This is a genomic window from Bradyrhizobium sp. AZCC 1610 (assembly GCF_036924515.1).
Taxonomy (GTDB): Bacteria; Pseudomonadota; Alphaproteobacteria; order Rhizobiales; family Xanthobacteraceae; genus Bradyrhizobium.
Genome location: NZ_JAZHRR010000001.1, coordinates 6,903,490 through 6,920,707 on the forward strand (window position 1 = coordinate 6,903,490; position 17,218 = coordinate 6,920,707).

At 63.2% G+C, this 17,218-nt stretch carries 17 protein-coding genes; 4 read left to right on the forward strand and 13 right to left on the reverse strand.

The genetic code is table 11. The annotated features are described in order from the left end of the window. Window positions 1-223 precede the first annotated feature (223 nt). Window positions 224-1,102 (forward strand): sulfurtransferase, encoded by an 879-nt coding sequence (locus tag V1279_RS33815; protein WP_334444957.1) that lies wholly within the window; start codon window positions 224-226, stop codon window positions 1,100-1,102. Between the two features lie 103 nt (window positions 1,103-1,205). Here the strand turns inward: V1279_RS33815 and V1279_RS33820 are convergent, their stop codons facing one another. Further along, window positions 1,206-2,144 carry a DMT family transporter gene (locus V1279_RS33820; protein WP_334444959.1) on the reverse strand — a complete coding sequence of 313 codons (939 nt, stop codon included), beginning with the start codon at window positions 2,142-2,144 and terminating at the stop codon, window positions 1,206-1,208. A 33-nt stretch (window positions 2,145-2,177) separates the two neighbouring features. Beyond that, the gene (locus V1279_RS33825; protein WP_334444961.1) at window positions 2,178-2,663 is read right to left on the reverse strand and encodes a Fur family transcriptional regulator; all 486 of its coding nucleotides are present in this window, start codon (window positions 2,661-2,663) and stop codon (window positions 2,178-2,180) included. A gap of 131 nt (window positions 2,664-2,794) precedes the next feature. Between V1279_RS33825 and V1279_RS33830 the strand changes: the two genes are divergently transcribed. Genes V1279_RS33830 through V1279_RS33840 form a run of 3 tightly spaced genes read left to right on the forward strand, consistent with a single transcriptional unit; the run spans window position 2,795 to window position 6,012 of the window. After that, the gene (locus V1279_RS33830; protein ID WP_442894853.1) at window positions 2,795-3,289 is read left to right on the forward strand and encodes a MarR family winged helix-turn-helix transcriptional regulator; all 495 of its coding nucleotides are present in this window, start codon (window positions 2,795-2,797) and stop codon (window positions 3,287-3,289) included. Then, window positions 3,282-4,448 (forward strand): HlyD family secretion protein, encoded by a 1,167-nt coding sequence (locus V1279_RS33835; protein ID WP_334444965.1) that lies wholly within the window; start codon window positions 3,282-3,284, stop codon window positions 4,446-4,448. The genes V1279_RS33830 and V1279_RS33835 overlap by 8 nt, the downstream gene beginning before the upstream one ends. 4 nt (window positions 4,449-4,452) lie before the next feature. Then, entirely contained in the window at window positions 4,453-6,012 is a 1,560-nt protein-coding gene (locus tag V1279_RS33840) for an MDR family MFS transporter (RefSeq protein ID WP_334444967.1), read from the forward strand. 43 nt (window positions 6,013-6,055) lie between these two features. Here V1279_RS33840 and V1279_RS33845 read toward each other — a convergent pair whose 3' ends face one another. From V1279_RS33845 to V1279_RS33895, 11 genes are all read right to left on the reverse strand, one after another. Next, a complete protein-coding gene (locus V1279_RS33845) occupies window positions 6,056-6,523 on the reverse strand; it encodes a GyrI-like domain-containing protein (RefSeq protein WP_334444969.1) in 468 nt (155 codons plus the stop codon). Window positions 6,524-6,623: 100 nt separating this feature from the next. Continuing rightward, the gene (locus tag V1279_RS33850; protein ID WP_334444971.1) at window positions 6,624-7,094 is read right to left on the reverse strand and encodes an SRPBCC domain-containing protein; all 471 of its coding nucleotides are present in this window, start codon (window positions 7,092-7,094) and stop codon (window positions 6,624-6,626) included. An 11-nt stretch (window positions 7,095-7,105) separates the two neighbouring features. Continuing rightward, window positions 7,106-7,429, reverse strand: coding sequence for an ArsR/SmtB family transcription factor (locus V1279_RS33855; RefSeq protein WP_334444973.1), 324 nt, complete (start codon window positions 7,427-7,429; stop codon window positions 7,106-7,108). A 68-nt stretch (window positions 7,430-7,497) separates the two neighbouring features. Continuing rightward, window positions 7,498-8,253, reverse strand: a complete 756-nt coding sequence (locus V1279_RS33860) for a sugar phosphate isomerase/epimerase family protein (protein WP_334444975.1) — start codon at window positions 8,251-8,253, stop codon at window positions 7,498-7,500. 53 nt (window positions 8,254-8,306) lie between these two features. Continuing rightward, window positions 8,307-10,019, reverse strand: a complete 1,713-nt coding sequence (locus V1279_RS33865; protein ID WP_334444977.1) for an FAD-dependent oxidoreductase — start codon at window positions 10,017-10,019, stop codon at window positions 8,307-8,309. 6 nt (window positions 10,020-10,025) lie between these two features. Further along, the gene (locus tag V1279_RS33870; protein WP_334444979.1) at window positions 10,026-11,855 is read right to left on the reverse strand and encodes a tannase/feruloyl esterase family alpha/beta hydrolase; all 1,830 of its coding nucleotides are present in this window, start codon (window positions 11,853-11,855) and stop codon (window positions 10,026-10,028) included. Between the two features lie 43 nt (window positions 11,856-11,898). Next, window positions 11,899-13,770, reverse strand: a complete 1,872-nt coding sequence (locus tag V1279_RS33875) for a bifunctional sugar phosphate isomerase/epimerase/4-hydroxyphenylpyruvate dioxygenase family protein (RefSeq protein ID WP_334444981.1) — start codon at window positions 13,768-13,770, stop codon at window positions 11,899-11,901. Continuing rightward, entirely contained in the window at window positions 13,767-14,507 is a 741-nt protein-coding gene (locus V1279_RS33880; RefSeq protein ID WP_334444983.1) for an ABC transporter ATP-binding protein, read from the reverse strand. The genes V1279_RS33875 and V1279_RS33880 overlap by 4 nt, the downstream gene beginning before the upstream one ends. A gap of 12 nt (window positions 14,508-14,519) precedes the next feature. After that, window positions 14,520-15,263, reverse strand: coding sequence for an ABC transporter ATP-binding protein (locus tag V1279_RS33885; protein WP_334444985.1), 744 nt, complete (start codon window positions 15,261-15,263; stop codon window positions 14,520-14,522). Then, window positions 15,260-16,261: a branched-chain amino acid ABC transporter permease gene (locus V1279_RS33890; protein ID WP_334444987.1), complete on the reverse strand. Its 1,002-nt coding sequence runs from the start codon at window positions 16,259-16,261 to the stop codon at window positions 15,260-15,262. The genes V1279_RS33885 and V1279_RS33890 overlap by 4 nt, the downstream gene beginning before the upstream one ends. Then, window positions 16,258-17,133, reverse strand: a complete 876-nt coding sequence (locus V1279_RS33895) for a branched-chain amino acid ABC transporter permease (protein WP_334444989.1) — start codon at window positions 17,131-17,133, stop codon at window positions 16,258-16,260. Before V1279_RS33895 ends, V1279_RS33890 begins: the two co-directional genes overlap by 4 nt. Window positions 17,134-17,218: the final 85 nt, after the last annotated feature.

The following is a 17,218-nucleotide window of genomic DNA, read 5'->3' on the forward strand; positions in this document are numbered from 1 at the left end:
GGCGAAGGGTCTGTGCGCCCCGTCACACTTCGGATTTTTGCATTGCATATTCAATAGCTTAGGCCGGCCACGGCGGCCGGAAGCCGGGCGAAATACCGCGACTTCCGTTATCAGCTATATTGGACAGGAATCGCCGAATTGAAAGGGCGAGCGTACTTCCCGGCCGCCTTTTCATAGCCCGATGCGGGCCCTAGCATCGGCCTCAAATAACGGGAGGCCAACAATGTCGGGGCGTAACGGGCTCATCTCTACCGCGGAACTCGCTGATATTCTGGGCCAGGCCGACCTGCGCCTGTTCGACTGCACTACCTACCTCGAACCCGCGCCCGAAGGCGCTGGCCAGCCCTATCTCACTGTACCCGGACGTCTCACGTTCGAAGCCGGGCATATTCCGGGTGCGGATTTTCTGGATCTGCAGGGCGAGTTCTCCGATCCCGATATCGAGCTTCGCTTCATGATGCCGGATGTTGCGTATCTCGAGGCTGCGTTCGGCCGTCACGGCGTATCCAACGGTAGCCGGGTGGTGGTGCTGTACAGCATCGGCTCACCGATGTGGGCGACGCGGTTCTGGTGGATGCTCAAATCGCTCGGCTTCGAGAGCGTCGCGGTGCTCGACGGCGGGCTCGACAAATGGAAGGCCGAAGGCCGCCCGCTCGAAACCGGACCGGCGAAGGGACACGGGCCCGCGACCTTCACCGCCAAACCAAAGCCGGGATTTTTTGTCGACAAGCACGAAACGCTCGCTGCCACTTCCGAGCAGGGCACTATCGTCGTCAACGCGCTCGGACCGCAATTCCATAAAGGCCTCGAGCCCAGCCGCTACGGCCGGCCTGGCCGTGTCCCCGGCAGTTGCAACGTGTCGGCCGCGACGCTGCTCGATCCCAAGACCAAGGCGTTCATCCCACTGGCCGAGGCGGAAGCAAAATTCAAGGCGCAGGGCATCACCAGAGACAAGCGCGTGGTCGCCTATTGCGGCGGCGGCATCTCGGCGACGATCGATCTGTTCCTGCTGCACCAGCTCGGCTACGACAAGCTCACCCTTTACGACGGCTCGATGGGCGAATGGGCCAAGGATGCGTCGTTACCGATCGAGACCGGGTAGGCTCTCTCCACGTCATTGCGAGGAGCGATAGCGACGAAGCAATCCATCTTTCAGCGCAGGTGGAAAGATGGATTGCTTCGCTTCGCTCGCAATGACGGACTCATCACGCCGGCAGGTTCGGATCCGGCACGACCTTCGGATCCGGCTTGTTCACGAGATAGAGCCCGGCAATGACCAGCAGCGCCGCGACGCCGAAGGCGATGGTCAGCGTATCATGCAGGATGAAATAGCTGGCGGCGACGCCGAACAGCGGCGTGACGAAGGTGAAGGCTGACAGTTTGCTGGCTGAGTAGGTTTTCACCAGCGCGAACCACAACAGGAACGTCAGACCCACCACCCAGAACGCCTGATAGGCCAGCAGCGACAGCGACAGCGGCCCCGGAACTTGGGAGATGGTTTCGTCCGATATCCACGCGGCAAGCGCGAGAATCGGGATCGATAGCGCCACCTGATAGCCGAGCCCCTTCTCCGCGGGGGCCTTGATCAGCGCGGTGGTCTTGACGATCAGCGTCGTGGCCGCCCAGAGCGCGCCGCCGGCGACGATCAGGAGGTCGCCCAGCAGGACCTTCGCATCGACATTGGCCTGCGGGACGCCGATCGCCAGCGCGACCCCGGCGAAGCTCAGGGCCAGGCCGCCCCATTGCGGCGCCCGCAGCCGTTCGCCGAGAAAGACATACGAGCCGAGCGCGACGAAGAATGGTGCCGTATACAGAAACACCACTGCACGCGACGCCGATGTCAGCAGCAGGCCGCGATAGATCAGAACGAATTCGATACCGAAGATCACCCCCGCGCTCACGCCGGGCCACAGCGTCCCGTCGCGCTCGAAGAATTTCACACCGCGGAACCAGCCGATCGCGAGCAACACCGGCAACGCGCCGACAGAGCGGCTCAATGCCTGCAGCATCGGCGGCACCTCCGGCAACACCAGCTTCACCGCGATCTGGTTGAAGCCCCAGCTCAGGCACAGCATCAGCATCAAGGCGATCGCCCCCGGGGTGAGCGCACGCCCGGCGGACGGTTCTATTGGTTTGGAAGACATCGATCCTCGCGGCCGGCTTATCCGCCGTGTTCTCTATTTCTGGCAGTGCGCGCAGGTGCCGGCGATCTCGACGACGGAGAGCTTTGGTGCGAAACCCGTGGCCCGCGCCGCCGCATTAAGGCTTTGCGCCACCGGCGCCGCCGGAATTTCGCCAACGGAACCGCAATGATCGCAGATCAGGAACGCCACCATCGAGGTTTCGTCATGGTCATGCGCGCAGGCGAGGAATGCATTGCGGCTCTCGATCCGGTGGACGAGGCCGTTCTCCATCAAAAAATCGAGCGCGCGGTAGACCGTGATTGGCGCCGGCCGCGGCATCGATTTGGCGAGTTCGTCGATCACCTCATAGGCGCCGAGCGGCCGGTGGCTCGAGAGCAGCGCCTGCAGCACCTGGCGCCGGATCGGCGTGAACTTCTGCGCCCGCCGCGCGCAAACCTGTTCGGCATGCGCGATCGCTTCCGCAGTGCAGCGGCCGTGATCGTGGTCGGGCGCGGGAAATGTCGGTTTCGTCAGGGTCATATCGGGCTTTTGTATCAGTTCGCGGGCCAATCCCAAAGCTCCTTGGTTCCCAGCCATGTGCTGGAAGCGGATCAGGCCATTGCTAACTCGCCATGCAGAATTCATAAGCAAGCTTATTATATCGCAAGCTTATGGAGGCTGAGGCCATGCGCGGTTCCGTGGATATGAACTTCCTGTTCACGCTCGGCGAGGTGCAGCGAATGGTGCGTGCCTATGCCGACAGGCAGGCGGCGCGCTACGGCATCACTCGCGCACAATGGGCGGTTCTGGCCAAGGTCGAACGCAGCGAGGGTTTGAAGCAGTCGGAACTCGCTGAATTGATGGAGATGCAGCCGATCACGCTGACGCGGCTGATCGACAAGCTCTGCGACAATGGCTGGATCGAACGCCGCGGCGACGAGAACGACCGCCGCGTCAACCGCCTCTATCTGCGCAAGGCTGCGCGGCCACTGCTCGGCAAACTCGCCGGGCTTCGCTCCGAACTGACGGCGACCGCGCTCGACGGCATCAACCCCGCCGACGCCCACCGCCTGCTCGACCAACTCGACCTGATCAAGGAGAACGTTCGCAACGCGATCCAGAATCCGGCGAACGAACCTCCGCGAAAGGAGCAGCGTTATGGCTGATCCCGTGCTCAAATTCCCACCTGAGCAGAAGGGCAATCCTGCGACGCCACGGCCGAAACTGGCGGCCGAGCCGCGCCGCCGCCTGATGGCCGGCATGCGCCGCTACCGCCGCTTCCTGCTGCTGGTAGTGTTGCCGCTGGTCGCACTGGTCGCCGGTGTGACGTTCTATCTCAATGGCGGCCGCTACGTGACCACCGACGACGCCTATGTCGGCGCGCAGAAGGTTCTGATCACGCCCGATATCTCCGGCAAGATCGAGAAGGTCGTGGTGAAGGAGGGCCAGCAGGTTGGTCCGGGCGACGTGCTGTTCGAGATCGATCCCGTCCCGTTCCGCCTCGCCGTGGCGCAGGCCAGGGCCAACCTCGCGCAGGCCAAGGTCACCTACGACAATCTGATCGCCGATCTCAGGATCTACGGCCAGATGAGCGAGCTTTCGCAACAGGGCATGGACCTGAAGCGGCGCGACGTTGAACGCAAGTCTTCACTGGTGAAGAACAACTTCGGTTCGCAGCTCGACCTTGACAATGCGTCGACAGCGCTGGTGACTGCGAGCGCCCAGTTCCAGTTGCTGCAGCAGAAGATCGCGACCGCCAAAGCGCAACTGCTTGGCAATCCGGAGCTGCCGCTCGAGGAATTCCCGCCCTACGCCCAGGCCAAGGCGGCGCTCGACCAGGCCCAGCGCAATCTCGACCACACCGTGATGCGCGCGCCGATGGCGGGCATCGCCACGCAGGTCGAACAGATTCAGCTCGGCCGCTTCGTGATGGCGGGCGCGCCGGTGTTCAGCATCATCGACACCTCGAACCCCTGGGTCGACGCCAACCCGAAGGAATCCGATTTCACCTATGTCGCGGTCGGCCAGTCCGTCACGCTCGAGGTCGACGCGTTCCCCAACCACCCATTCAAGGGCACGGTCGGCTCGCTCTCGCCCGGCACCGGTGCGCAATTCGCGATCCTGCCGCCGCAGAACGCCTCGGGCAATTTCGTCAAGGTGGTGCAGCGCGTGCCGGTGCGGATCTATTTCGACAAGAACGACAAGTTCGTCCGCAAGCTGAAGGCCGGCATGAGCGTCTACGCCACGATCGACACCAACCATCGCCGCTCGCTGTCCGCCCTGCTCGGCCTGTCGCCGGCGGTAGCCAACCAGGACCACGAATAGCGCCATGGCGACACCGGGCGCATCATCGGCTGCCGTTCCCGGCCTGCGCCGGAGCATGGTGACGATCTGCGCCATGACGGCGACCATCATGCAGGCGCTCGACACAACGATCGCCAACGTCGCGCTGCCCTACATGCAGGGCACGCTGTCGGCGTCGCAGGACCAGATCAACTGGGTGCTCACCTCCTATATCGTCGCCGCCGCGATCATGACCGCGCCTGTGGGTTGGATCGCCAACCGCTTCGGCCGCAAGCGCATTTTCATCATCTGCTCGGCCGGCTTCACCATTGCTTCCGTGATGTGCGGACTGGCGCAGGACATCGGCCAGATGGTGTTGTTCCGCCTGCTGCAGGGCGTGTTCGGCGCGGCGCTGGTACCGTTGTCGCAGGCGGTGATGCTCGACTCCTACGCGCTGCATGAGCGGGCGAAAGCGATGGCGATCTGGGGCATGGGCGTGATGATGGGGCCGATCATGGGCCCGTCGCTCGGCGCCTGGCTGACCGAGACCTATTCCTGGCATTGGGTGTTCTTCGTCAACCTGCCGTTCGGCATCTTCACGGTGCTCGGTCTTGTCATCTTCATGGACGAGTCCAAAAAGGACCTCGGCCTGCGCTTCGACTGGTTCGGCTTCACCGCGCTGGCGATCGCGATCGGCGCGCTGCAGCTTGCGCTCGACCGCGGCGAGCAGCTCGGCTGGCTGGAATCCAACGAGATCATCGCCGAGTTCATCATCGCCGGCATCGGCTTCTATTATTTCCTGGCGCATTCGCTAACGACGCAACATCCGTTCATTCAGTTCGCGCTGTTCAAGGACAAGAATTTCGTCGGCGGCTGCGTATTCATGGCCGTGATGGGGCTGGTGCTGTTCTCCACCATGGCCCTTTCCTCGCCGTTCCTGCAGAACGTGATTGGCTACCCCATCATCACAGCGGGGCTTCTGCTGGCGAGCCGCGGCTGCGGCACTTTCGTGGCGATGATGCTGGTCGGCCGCATGATGAACCATATCGAGGCACGAACGCTGATCGTCGCAGGCCTCAGCCTGACCGCAGCCTCGCTGTTCTACATGACCGGCTGGACCGACCAGACCGGCGTGACCGAGATCGTGATCATCAGCGTGGTTCAGGGCTTTGGCTTCGGCCTGGTGTTCGTGCCACTCTCCACAGTGGCGTTCCTGACGCTGCCCAATCATCTGCGCACCGACGGCACCTCGATGCTGACCTTGATGCGCAATGTCGCAAGCTCGATCGGGATCTCGCTCGTGATCTCGCAACTGACGCAGGGCACGCGCTACACCTACGCGGTCCTGTCGGAGCACATCAATCCGTTCAATCACGCCCTGCAGATGCCTGCCGTGCGCGACATGATCGATCTCGCCACCGACAAGGGCCGCGCCATGGCTGACATGATGGTCAAGGTGCAGGCCCAGATCATCGCGTTCTCGTATGACTACCAGATGGTGATGATCTTCACCGCCTGCGCGATCCCGCTTGCGATCATGATCGGCTCTAGCAAGGCCACGTTGCGTGAGCAGTCGGCCGCGCCGGATCATGCGGTGATGGAGTAGAATTTCTCACGGCGAATTTTCTCCGCTTCGAGACTGGTTTATTCTAAGCCTCCACCAGTTCCTTGCTGAGCACCGTCCGCCAGGCATTCGTGTCCGCGCTCTCCTCCGGGCCTACCAAGTAGGCTTCATAGAGGCCGTCCACGGTTCTGTGTCCTGCCGCCTTGATCATGCCGATGAATTCGCCCCACGCACCGCCGAGGCCTTCGTAGCCACCGTGATAGGTGGTCTGGACGATATTCATCGCGGACCACTGCCCTGGTTTCAGGCGATTTACCGGCGCGACGGGCGTGGCGACCGGCAGGCATATCTCGAAATCGAACACCTCACCGGGATTGCGAACATGGTGAGTGAACCACGGGCCCGTGACCGCAACGTGCTGCGCGGCGACGGCCGCCTTCAGTTCGGCAAGGCCGGGCCCCATGACCTTGTGAATGTCTTCGCGCGGAACCGTGATCGGAATCATTGCCGTGAGCTGTGGCCTGGTTTGAACGATACGAAGCGGTTCGATCACGGTTGCTCTCCAAATTCAGAAGTCTGGCTGAAACGTTCTTCTTCGCTCATTTCAGCCACGTGGTGTGGCGCACGGCCCATGTTCAGTGGTTGAGCGCTGCTTATGATTTGAGAGTTGTCTCAAGCCGGACATAGCTCGCTTCCATTCCGTGCTCCATGCCGGTCGACAGCATGGCGGCCCGCGTCGCGGCATCGGGCAAGGTCATCCGCATGGTCATCAATGTACCGGTCCCGTCCGGCGCGAAGGTCGTTTCGACATGGTTGTCCGGCGTCGCATCGGGCATGTGCATCCGCTCGACATGAACGAGCCGGCTGAATGGCACCAGTTCGAGATACTCGCCAGTCAAATAGAATCCGCCGCCTTCGCCGTTCGTCCACTCGTACCGGATCTTGCCGCCCGGTCGCGCCTCGTTGATGCAAACCGGCATCGTCCAGCCCTCCGGACCGAGCAGCCACTTCTGGATCAGCGCCGGCTCGGTGTGCGCGCGATACATCGCCTCCGGCGTGGCGGCGAAGTGCCTGGTAACAACGACGTGGGTGTCGCCTTCGGTCTTAAGCGTCAACTTGCTCATCGGACTGCCTTTCACTCTTCGGTTTTCATGGCGGCCAGAACGTCGTCCAACCGGTTGTAGTTCGCGGCCAGGGCTCGCCGGAGCATCGCAAGCCATTGGTCGATCTCGTTGACGGCTGCCGGCGCCAGCCGGCACGGCCGCTTCGTGCCTTCGACACGCCGGAGGATGAGACCTGCGCCTTCGAGCACCTTGAGGTGTCGGGAGATGGCGGGCTGCGTCATCTCGAACGGCTCCGCCAGCTCCATGACGGTAGCTTCGCCCAGCGCGAGACGCGCCAGGATCGCCCGGCGTGTCGGGTCGGCCAGCGCGGAAAAAGCGGCATCGAGGCTCGGCATCGTATATCTCAAATCGGTTATATAACTAATTTATTATATAACCAGATAGCGATTGTCAACCGAGGTAATTACCTTGCCGCCGCGACGATGCGCCTCGCCCCTTCGAGTGCGCGCCGGGCCCGCGCCTCAGCACCCACCGTCCGCGCGAGCGTCGCGGTCGGCACCTCGATGCTGATTGCGATATCCGGCGGCATGGCTCGCATCAGCGAAACGAGATCGAGGCCGCCCTCTCCGGGAAACATCCGCTCGTTGCGAGCGGCGTGTATCATTTCCTCTGGTGTCGCCGGCCGTTCGGCCGGGGCGTCGCATAATTGCCAATAGTGAAGCCTGCCGGCGGGGATCGTTGCGATGTCGCCGACCGGGCTTTGCGACCGGTCGAAATGCAGGGCATCCACGAGAACCCCGGCATTTGCTTGCGCAACCCGTTCGACAATTCGTTTGGCAGTCTCAAGATCGGGCACGCTCGTCCACGGCATGAACTCGAGATCCGCGGTCAATCCGTGGGGCCCAGCAGCCTCGCAAAATCCGGCAAAGCGATCCGCAAACCGGTCCAGGTCGGGATCGTATGCCGCGACCAGAACATGCCTGGCGCGGAGGCGCGCTCCGGCCTCGAAGAACGCCGAGAACGCCGCGATTTCCGTTTCCGGCCGGATGGCAACCACTTCCAGGTCCGCAACGGTCACACCAGTCGCGGCCAGCCGCGCGATGGTTTCCCTCAAAGCCGCGTCATCTTCCATCAGCGGATAGGCAACGCCTCCGGGCATCGCAGGCAGAAGACGGAGTCCGACGTGGTCGTAGCCGCAGGCGGCGGCGACGTCGATCAATTCGGGTGGTGCAAGTTCGAGCGCGGTAAGCGCGGCAAGCGAAAACGACGGCATCATTCGAAACCCACGCGCCGAGCCGCATCCGACGCCGCGAGATAGGCGAACGCGATAGCCGGTCCGAGCGTGATCCCCGGTCCGGGGTAGGTTCCGCCCATGATCGACTGCATTTCATTTCCGCAAGCGTAGAGGCCGGCAATCGGCTGATTGCCGGCATCGAGAACGCGGGCAACCTCGTCCGTTACAAGGCCCGCCGACGCGCCGATATCGGAAGGATAAAGCCGGACCGCGTAGAAGGGAGCCGTCGCAATGCGGCCAAGGTTGGGATTGGCCCCGCCCGCAGACGCATCGCCGTTGTGATTTTGATACACAGTGCTTCCCCTGCCAAATTCGGGATCACGACCAGTTTGCGCATACAGGTTCATCCTGTCGACCGTCTCGCGCAATTGACCGGGATCGATGTTCAATCGTAGCGCAAGCTGCTCGATGGTGTCGGCGGCGGCGAGATAGCCGTCGGCGACAGCAGCGCTGGCGCCCCAGCCACCAGGCCGCACCATGCCAAGACCATACTTCCGGACTGAAGCCGCATCCGCGATCAGAAACGCCGGGATGGCCGATTTTCCCTTCGCCAGCATCTCCAACGCAAACTGGTGATAGGAGATCGCTTCGTTGACGAAACGACGCCCGTTGCTGTCGACAACCACCGTCCCTGGTTTGGCACGGTCGAGCACGAAGTGCGGAAAGACCGCTTGTGATCCGTCACGCCGCCGCCGGATCGATGCGGGCGCCCAGAATGCAGGGCTGACGTCGCGCTCGCTGAGGCGCGCACCGATCTCAAGGGCCTTGTCCTGCGCATCGCCGCTCGAGCCCGGCGCAACGGACGACCAGCCGGCTTCAGTTCCAAGCGCGGCGAGACGCCGCCCGGCATGAAGGTTGAACCCGCCTCCCGCCAGAATCAGCGCGCCGTTGACGCCGATCTCGCGCGATACTCCCCCCGAGGTTAAACTCGCGGCCGTAACGGGACCGTCGGGTTCCCGGATGATCTTCGCGAGCGATGCACCGGTGAGGATATCCACGTCCTGACGCATCAAAGAATACAGAAGCCGGCCGACCAGCGCATTACCCATCACGAGCCGCGTGCCCCTGCCATGGCTCGCTTTGTCGCGTGCGTAACGCGCAACGAGGCGTACGGAATGCAGCAATGATCCGATCGATTTCGTCGACGACAGCAGGTGACCGATGTCGGTCCTGTCGACCATCATCCCGCCAAGCAGCGTGAACTCCGGCAATGGTGGACGAATCAGCTCGAACGCCTCGCCAAGCAACCGCCCGTCGAACGGTAACGGCTCCAGCGCGCGCCCGGCGAGCGCCGCGCCCTCAAGCTCCGAGCGATAGTCGGGATGACGAGCATAGGCCCGCAATTTCACTTCGGAATGATTTTCCAGAACCTCGATTGCCGCCGGACCAGCCTTCAGGAAGGCTGCGCGCAGCGCAACGTCGGCATGGTTTCCAACGATCTGCTGCAGGTACTTTTCGACGTTCGCCGGGCTATCGGTCGCACCGAGCGCCGACGCGTGGCGCGTATTGGATATCCAGATCGATCCAGCCGATAGTGCGGAGGTACCGCCAACAAATCCGGTCTTCTCGACCAGCAGCGTTTTCGCGCCTCGAATGGCGGAAAAAAGCGCAGCCGACATGCCGGCGGCTCCGGCGCCGATCACGACGACGTCGTAACCGGGCGAGACCTCGGATAATCCACGGCGGCGCAAGGACAACTACCGGCAGCTATAGCTTGCCGCCTGCTTTGCATCCCCATTGCCGTTCCACGTCGTCCGCAGCGGATAGACGCAGACGGGATAGCTGACGCTGTTGTCGCGCGACGTCAGCAGGATTTCGCCCGGTGCCGCACCTTTCTCGACCCAATCCACCAGTGCGGTGAAGAACTGGTCCTGCTCGCGCGTCGGCGTCTGGTTGGCGTTACCGGGCAGTTTCGGCAGCGGCACGGCGTCGTTCTTGCTGCCAACCGTGTAGGCCCGGCCTTGCGAGGAGTGCGCCGAACCCGGCAGGAGATACATCCGCATGAACTTCTGCACCTCGGCGTGTCCGCCCATCGCCGCCACCACGCGCTCGTGATAGTTGATGTTGCCGGCGGGCGGGATCGCGTCATCGACGAGCCCGCTGTAGACGATAACCTTGCGGCCGAGATCGCGCAGCTTCCCTAGGTCCGCCTTGTCCGTGATGAGGTCGCTGAACAGCGTCGGCTGCAATGCGACGCCCTTGTTCACGGCGTCGGCGAGCCCGGCGTAATCCAGCTCACGCCATTTGTTGCGCACGTCAGACGAAACGTTCGTAATCGGATCGCCCGATGCCGTGCTGGCGTCGGGGGCATAGCTGACGTCCTGCAGCGCCAGCGCGACACCGAGGGAAGCGGCCTTCGTGATCTGATTGCCGATGGCGGTGCCCTTGGTGAAGGTCCACCAGAGCTGGTTCTTGCCGAGCGACTTGCCGGATCGCGCATCGGCGCTTTGCGCGGCGTCAAAGCTTCCATCGCTGGTGGCGCCGTACCAGATCCGATTCAGCGCATTCGCCTCCTTCAAATTCATGCAGGTTGCCGCGTCGTTATTCCTGCCGGACACGCCTTCGCCGACCACGCCTGCACACAATATGTCGGCATCGCGCGCCGGATTGTAATCGCAGGTGAAGGGATCAAGCAGGAAACCAAGACCCGCTTTGTCACAGACGGCGACCGCGCGCTTGCTGGCGGCAGCGACCCTGGTAGCGAAGGCTGCAGCCTCCGGCTTGTTCGCCGCGGTGAAGCCGAGTTCGGTCTGCATCACGATCTGCGGATAGAGTCCCGCCGTGCCGAACTTCGCGATGTTTAACGCCGGCTGGGCGATCATGTAGCCGTCGTAGAGCTCCGGATACTCCTGGGCAATCTTCATGCCCTGCCGGCCGCCCTGCGAATGGCCGTCATAGTAGGTGTATGTAGGCGCCTTGCCGTAATAGAGGCTGACCAGCGCCTTGGTCTTGACGGCCTGCTCCACCATGGCCCGCACGGAAAAGTCGCGAAGCGATTCCACGTTGACCTTGCCATCGGACAGAAATGCGAACGAGCCATCCTGATACCAGGGCTGGCCCGCATCCGTCGTGCCCGAGGCATAGCCGATGTTGGCGTTGACGATGGCCGGCACCTTGCTGCCGATCTTGTCCGCATAGCGATGGCCGCCACCGACCCATCCGCCGCCGCCATAGTTGCGGATGCGCTCGTTCCAGTTGACGTGCGTCGGCAGCCAGACCTCGATGCCGATACCTTCCGAATAGGAGCGCGCAGTCTTGTCCTTTTCCGCCGTGGCGCCGGGGCCGACCAGCAGCTTCACGAGGCAAAGGTCGGCCGCTGCCGTCACCGGCTGCGGCGCGTCGGGCGCCTTCAGCTCCTCGCCCTTCTTCACCAGCCGAACCGCGACGACCTTTGTGTCGGCGTCAGGACGAAAGGCCGTCTTGATGCCGTCATCGCAAGGAAGCGTATCGGCCAGCGCCGGCGTCAGATAGCCGCAGGCCGCAAGCAGCAATGCCGCGCGAATACCCTTCCCGTTCATGATCGACATCGTCTCGCTCCCCTTTCAGTCTTCTTGTTGCTATTCTGATTAGTCACGCCTTGGGCATGGTCAGCGGCCGCGATTCCCGGGTCTGGGCCGCGAGCCTGATCGCGGCGTTGGCGGCGCCGAAGCCGTGATAGTCACGCCGCTCGACGATCTCGAAGAAAAACCGCTCGTCGAAGGCGTGGGTGTAGACCTGGAAGAATTCGCCATCGCCTTCGCGGTCGTAGAGAATTTGGTTGTCGCGAAGCGCTGTCATGGTCGCGGCGTCGAGGCCGTATTTGGCTTCGATGTCGTCGTAATAATTATCGGGAATCTTCAGGAAGTCCGCACCGCGCGAGCGCATGTCGGCGACCGCGGCGAAGATATCGCGACAGGAGAACGCGACGTGCTGGACGCCGGAACCGAAGAATTCGTGGATGAAGCGGGCTGACAGCGTTCGGGTGGCGGACGAACCGTTGAGCACCACGCGCAGGCCTTGATTGCCATTGATCAGCGCCTGGCTCTGCACCAGCCCGACCGGGTCCGCGATCTCCATCTGCGGCAGGCGTTCCAGATCGAGAATGCCGGTGTAGAACAACAGCCACGACAGCATCTCATCATACGGCATCGACTGCGAGATGTGATCGACGGCATCGAGCCTATCGGTAGCCGCGTCGCTACGCAGCGGCTCGAAATCGAGGTCCCAGTTCTTGCCGGCCTCTTCCAGGAAATATAGCAGGCTACCGCCGACGCCGCGGATCGCTGGAATCTCGAGCTCGCCCGGCCCGACCGGCTGGTAGAAAGTCCGCGCCTGCAACGCTTCCGCGCGCGCCATGGTGCTAGCGGCGTCATCGACATCAACGGCGATGGCGCAGACGCCGGGGCCATGGGCGACAAAATGCGAATGCGCAAAACCATCAGGCTCGCAATTGATCACGAGGTCAATATGGCCCTGCGACCAGCGTTCGACGTCCTTGCTGCGGTGAGCGCCGGTCTTGCGAAAGCCGAGCTGGCTAAACAGCGCCGCGAGGTCGCGGGCCTTTTCCTCGCTCATAGCGAATTCGATGAAGCCGACGCCGCGGCTGCGCGCCTTCGGTTGCAGCGGCATGGCAGGCGCGCCCGACGCCGCGCCGCGGACGTCATCCTCGAGCAGGATGAGGGAGCGCAGCCCGTCGGTCGCGGTGCGGACCGCCGAGCCGGCGCGAAACTGGTCATTGAATATCTCCAGCGACAGCGGGCCCGCATAGCCGGTAGCGAGCACGTCTTTCACGAACTGCGCGACCGGCAGGTCGCCCTGGCCCGGGAAGCAGCGGAAGTGCCGGCTCCAGGACAAGACGTCGAGGCCGAGTTTCGGCGCGTCGGCCAGTTGCACCAGAAAGATCTTGTCGGCGGGGATCGATTGAATCGGCAACGTGGGAAACGACGGCGCCAGCGCATGAAAACTGTCGAGAATGATGCCGATCGACTTGTGGTTGGCGCGCCGCACGATCTCCCAGGCGTCGCGGTAATCGTTGACGTGAAGCCCCCAGGCGAGCGCCTCATAGCCGACGCGCAAGCCCCGCGCGGCGGCCCGCTCACCCAGTTCGCGGAAATCAGCGGCCGCGCGGTCGATGCCCCCGAGCGAGGCCGGCGAGATGTTGCTGCAGATCAGCATCAGATCGGCCTGCAATTCCTGCATCAGGTCGAACTTGCGCTCGGCGCGCGCGAAATTGCGGGTGCGCTGCGGCTCCGGCATGCCCTCGAAGTCACGGAATGGCTGGAAGGCGCAGATCGAAAGCCCGAGATCCCGGCACATCTGACCGACGTCCCGCGGGCTGCCGCTGAACGACAGCAAATCGTTTTCGAAGATCTCGACGGCATCGAAGCCGGCGGCGGCGATCGCGCGCAGCTTTTCGTCGAGCGCGCCGCTCAGCGAAACCGTGGCGATCGAGCGCTTGTTCATGCCGCAGTTTCCGTCATGGCGCCGCCCAGGAACAATTGCCCGATGCGGGGATCGTTCAGCACGCGCTGCGCGGTGTCGACAAGCCGGGTCTGGCCGAGTTCGAGCACGATGCCGTAATCGGAAATCTCCAGCGCCGAGCGCGCGTTCTGCTCGATCATCAGGATCGATACCCCGCGGTCGCGAAGGTCTTTCAAAATATTGAAGGTCTGCTGCACCATCAGCGGCGAAAGCCCGATCGACGGCTCGTCGATCAGCACCAGTTGCGGATTGAGCAACAGGCCGCGCGCGACCTCGAGCTGCTTCTGCTCGCCACCCGACAGCGTCGACGCCTGCTGGGTTGCCTTCTTGCGCAGCACCGGGAATTTATCCAGCGCCGCCTCGATCCGATCAGGCAGATCGGTAATGTCCCGCCCCGCCACGACGGCGCCGAGCTGGATGTTATCGCGCACCGAGAGTTCCGGGAAAATATTGCGTCCCTGCGGCACGTAGCAGATGCCTGACGTCAGCAATTCGCGTTGGCTCAACCCGGTGACGTCCCTTCCCTTGAACAGGACCTTGCCTTCGCGCAGCTTCAACAGGCCGAAGATCGCCTTGAACACGGTGGATTTGCCGGCGCCGTTCGGGCCGATCACGGTGGTGATGGAGCCCGCGGGCACCGAGAAGCTGGTGCCATTGAGGATCGTCATCTTGCCGTAGCCGCCGACGAGGCCTTGAACATCCAGGATGGTATCGCTCATGGATCGATCCCCTCAGTGGCCGAGATAGGCTTCAATGACGGCGGGATTGGCGCGGACTTCGGCCGGCGTGCCCATCGCCAGCAGCTTGCCTTCCGCCATCACCATGACGCGGGTGCACAGCGACATCACGAATTCCATGTTGTGCTCGATCACGACGAAGGTGGCACGCTTCTCGCGGTTGATCGCGGCCAGCCGTTCCTTGAGATCGCCGAGCATGGTGAGGTTGACGCCGCCGGCGGGTTCATCGAGCAGCACCAGACGCGGCCCGCCCATGAACGCCATCGCGGCATCGAGCAGCTTTTGCTGGCCGTAGGACAGGCCGCCCGCGGCTTCAGTGGCGAGGTGATCGAGCTTGAAGAAGCCGATCATCTGGTCGGCGGCGGTGGTCAATCCGGCGTCCGAAGGGCCGAACAGCCGCGACATCATGTTGCCCTGATGCTCCTGCCCGGCGAGGATGAGATTTTCCCGCACCGACAGTTTCGGAAACACCTGCAGAAGCTGGAAGGTGCGGCTGACACCCAGACGATTAAGCTCCGACGGCCGCAACCCGGTGACGACCTTGCCATCCACCTTCACCTCGCCATCGGTCGGCGTGAGCTGGCCGAGGATGCAGTTGAAGAGCGTGGATTTGCCGCAGCCGTTCGGGCCGATCAGGCCGAGGATCTCGCCCTCCTGTACGTCGAAGCTGACGCCGTCGACGGCCTTGATGCCGCCAAAGCTCTTCTTGATGTCGCTGACTTCGAGGACTGCGGTCATGGCGCCGTCTCCAGTCGGGATTTGACGACCGCGCGCAGTGCGGAGGCCGCCTTGGTGCGCCGCTCGGCCAGATAGCGATCGAGGATGCCGAGGATGCCGGTCGGCGAATAGATCAGGAGCAGCATCACAGCCACCGCATAAAGCATCAGGTAATAGCCCTGCGTGAAGCGTAGCCACTCCGGCAGCAGCACCGCGATCATCGCGCCGAGGAATGGGCCGAAGAAGAATCCGGAGCCGCCGACGATCACCATCATCAGCAGATCGAGCGAGAGCGAGAGGTTGAAGGGAACCGGATCGATGTACTGCGTCAGCGGCGCGTAGAGCGTGCCGGCGACGCCGCCGAGCGCCGACCCGATCGCAAACGCCATCAGCGTATAGCGCCGCGTGTCGATGCCGAGCGACAGCGCCCGCACCGGATTTTCGCGCAGCGCCACAAACGCGCGGCCCCAGGGTGAGCGGATCAGCCACCACATCGCCAGCGAGACGAGCGCAAGCGAGCCGAGACAGAAGTAATAGAACGGCAGCGGCCGGTTGGTGGCGAAGCCCAGAACATTGGGCCGCGGAATATTGCTGATGCCGTAGATGCCCTTGGTGAGCCAGTCCTCGTTGCGGAATACCAGGAAGGCCAGCGTCGAGAACGCCAGCGTCACGAAGGCGAGATAATGATGCTGCACGCGCAGCGCTGGATAACCGAGGATCCAGCCGATCGCAAAGCACAGCACGATGGCGACGCCGAGCGCCGCAATCAGCGGCATGCCGCCCTGCGTGGTCATGATCGCCGCCGCATAGGCGCCGATGCCGACGAACGCGCCCTGCGCCAGCGAGACCTGGCCGGCATAGCCGAGCGTCAGGTTAAGTCCCATCGCGGCGATCGTCATCACCGCCCACTGGCTCAGGATGTAGAGGCCATAGCGGTTGAAATTCATCGGCACGATAATCAGCGCCGCGATCACGGCGACGCCGAGCGCGATGCGCAAATATTTTCCCGTGGCGGTCATACCGTGCGCTCCTCGGGCCGGCCGAGCAGGCCCTGCGGACGGAACAGGATGATGACGATCAGGAGGATCAGCGGCACTGCGGCGCGGTATTGCGTCGACACATAGGCAGCAGCCAGATTGTCGACCACGCCGATCAGGAGCCCACCGGCGATGGCGCCGCGCACCTGGTTGAAGCCGCCGACAATCGCCGCGATGAACGCCGCCTGCCCCAGCACTTCGCCGGAGGAGAATTTCGCCAGATAGATCGGGGTGATCAGCAGCGAGGCCAGCGCCACCAGAAGCGCATTGATCAGAAAGGTCAGCAGGATCATGCGTTCGACTGGCACGCCGATGATGCGGGCGACCGTCGGGTTCTGTGCGGTCGCCTGCATCTGATGGCCGACCGACGTGCGGTTCAGCAGCGCCGTCAGGCCGATCACCACCGCGATCGCAAGCGCGAGCACGCCGAGGCTTTGCAACGACACCACCCGGCCGAGGATCGACACATCACCGGCGGGCACGATGGACGGAAATGGCGACGCCTCCGCGCTGAAGAACTGCTTCACCGCTTCCTTCATGCCGATCGCCAGCGCCATGGTCGCGATCGCCAGCGGCAGCACGCCGTGCCGCAGCATCGGGTCGACCAGCAGCAGCTTGAAGCCGAGCCCGAGCAGCAGCAGCGACAGCAGGATGCCGATGATAATCGCGAGCCAGAACGGCGCGCCCGCATGCATCACCGCCAGCATCAGGAACGCCGGCAACATCACGAATTCGCCTTGCGCGAAATTGATGGTTTGTGACGTCTGCCACAGCAGCGTGAAACCGACCGCGACCAAGGCATAGATCGCCCCGGTCGCAAGGCCTGCCACGAGCAGATCGAGCAGATTGGACATGCTTCTCCCTCACCGTCGCACGCGGACGATATCAATGCTGTTTCGCAATGCCTGATCGCGACGGGGGCGCGTTCTTCCGCGCGCC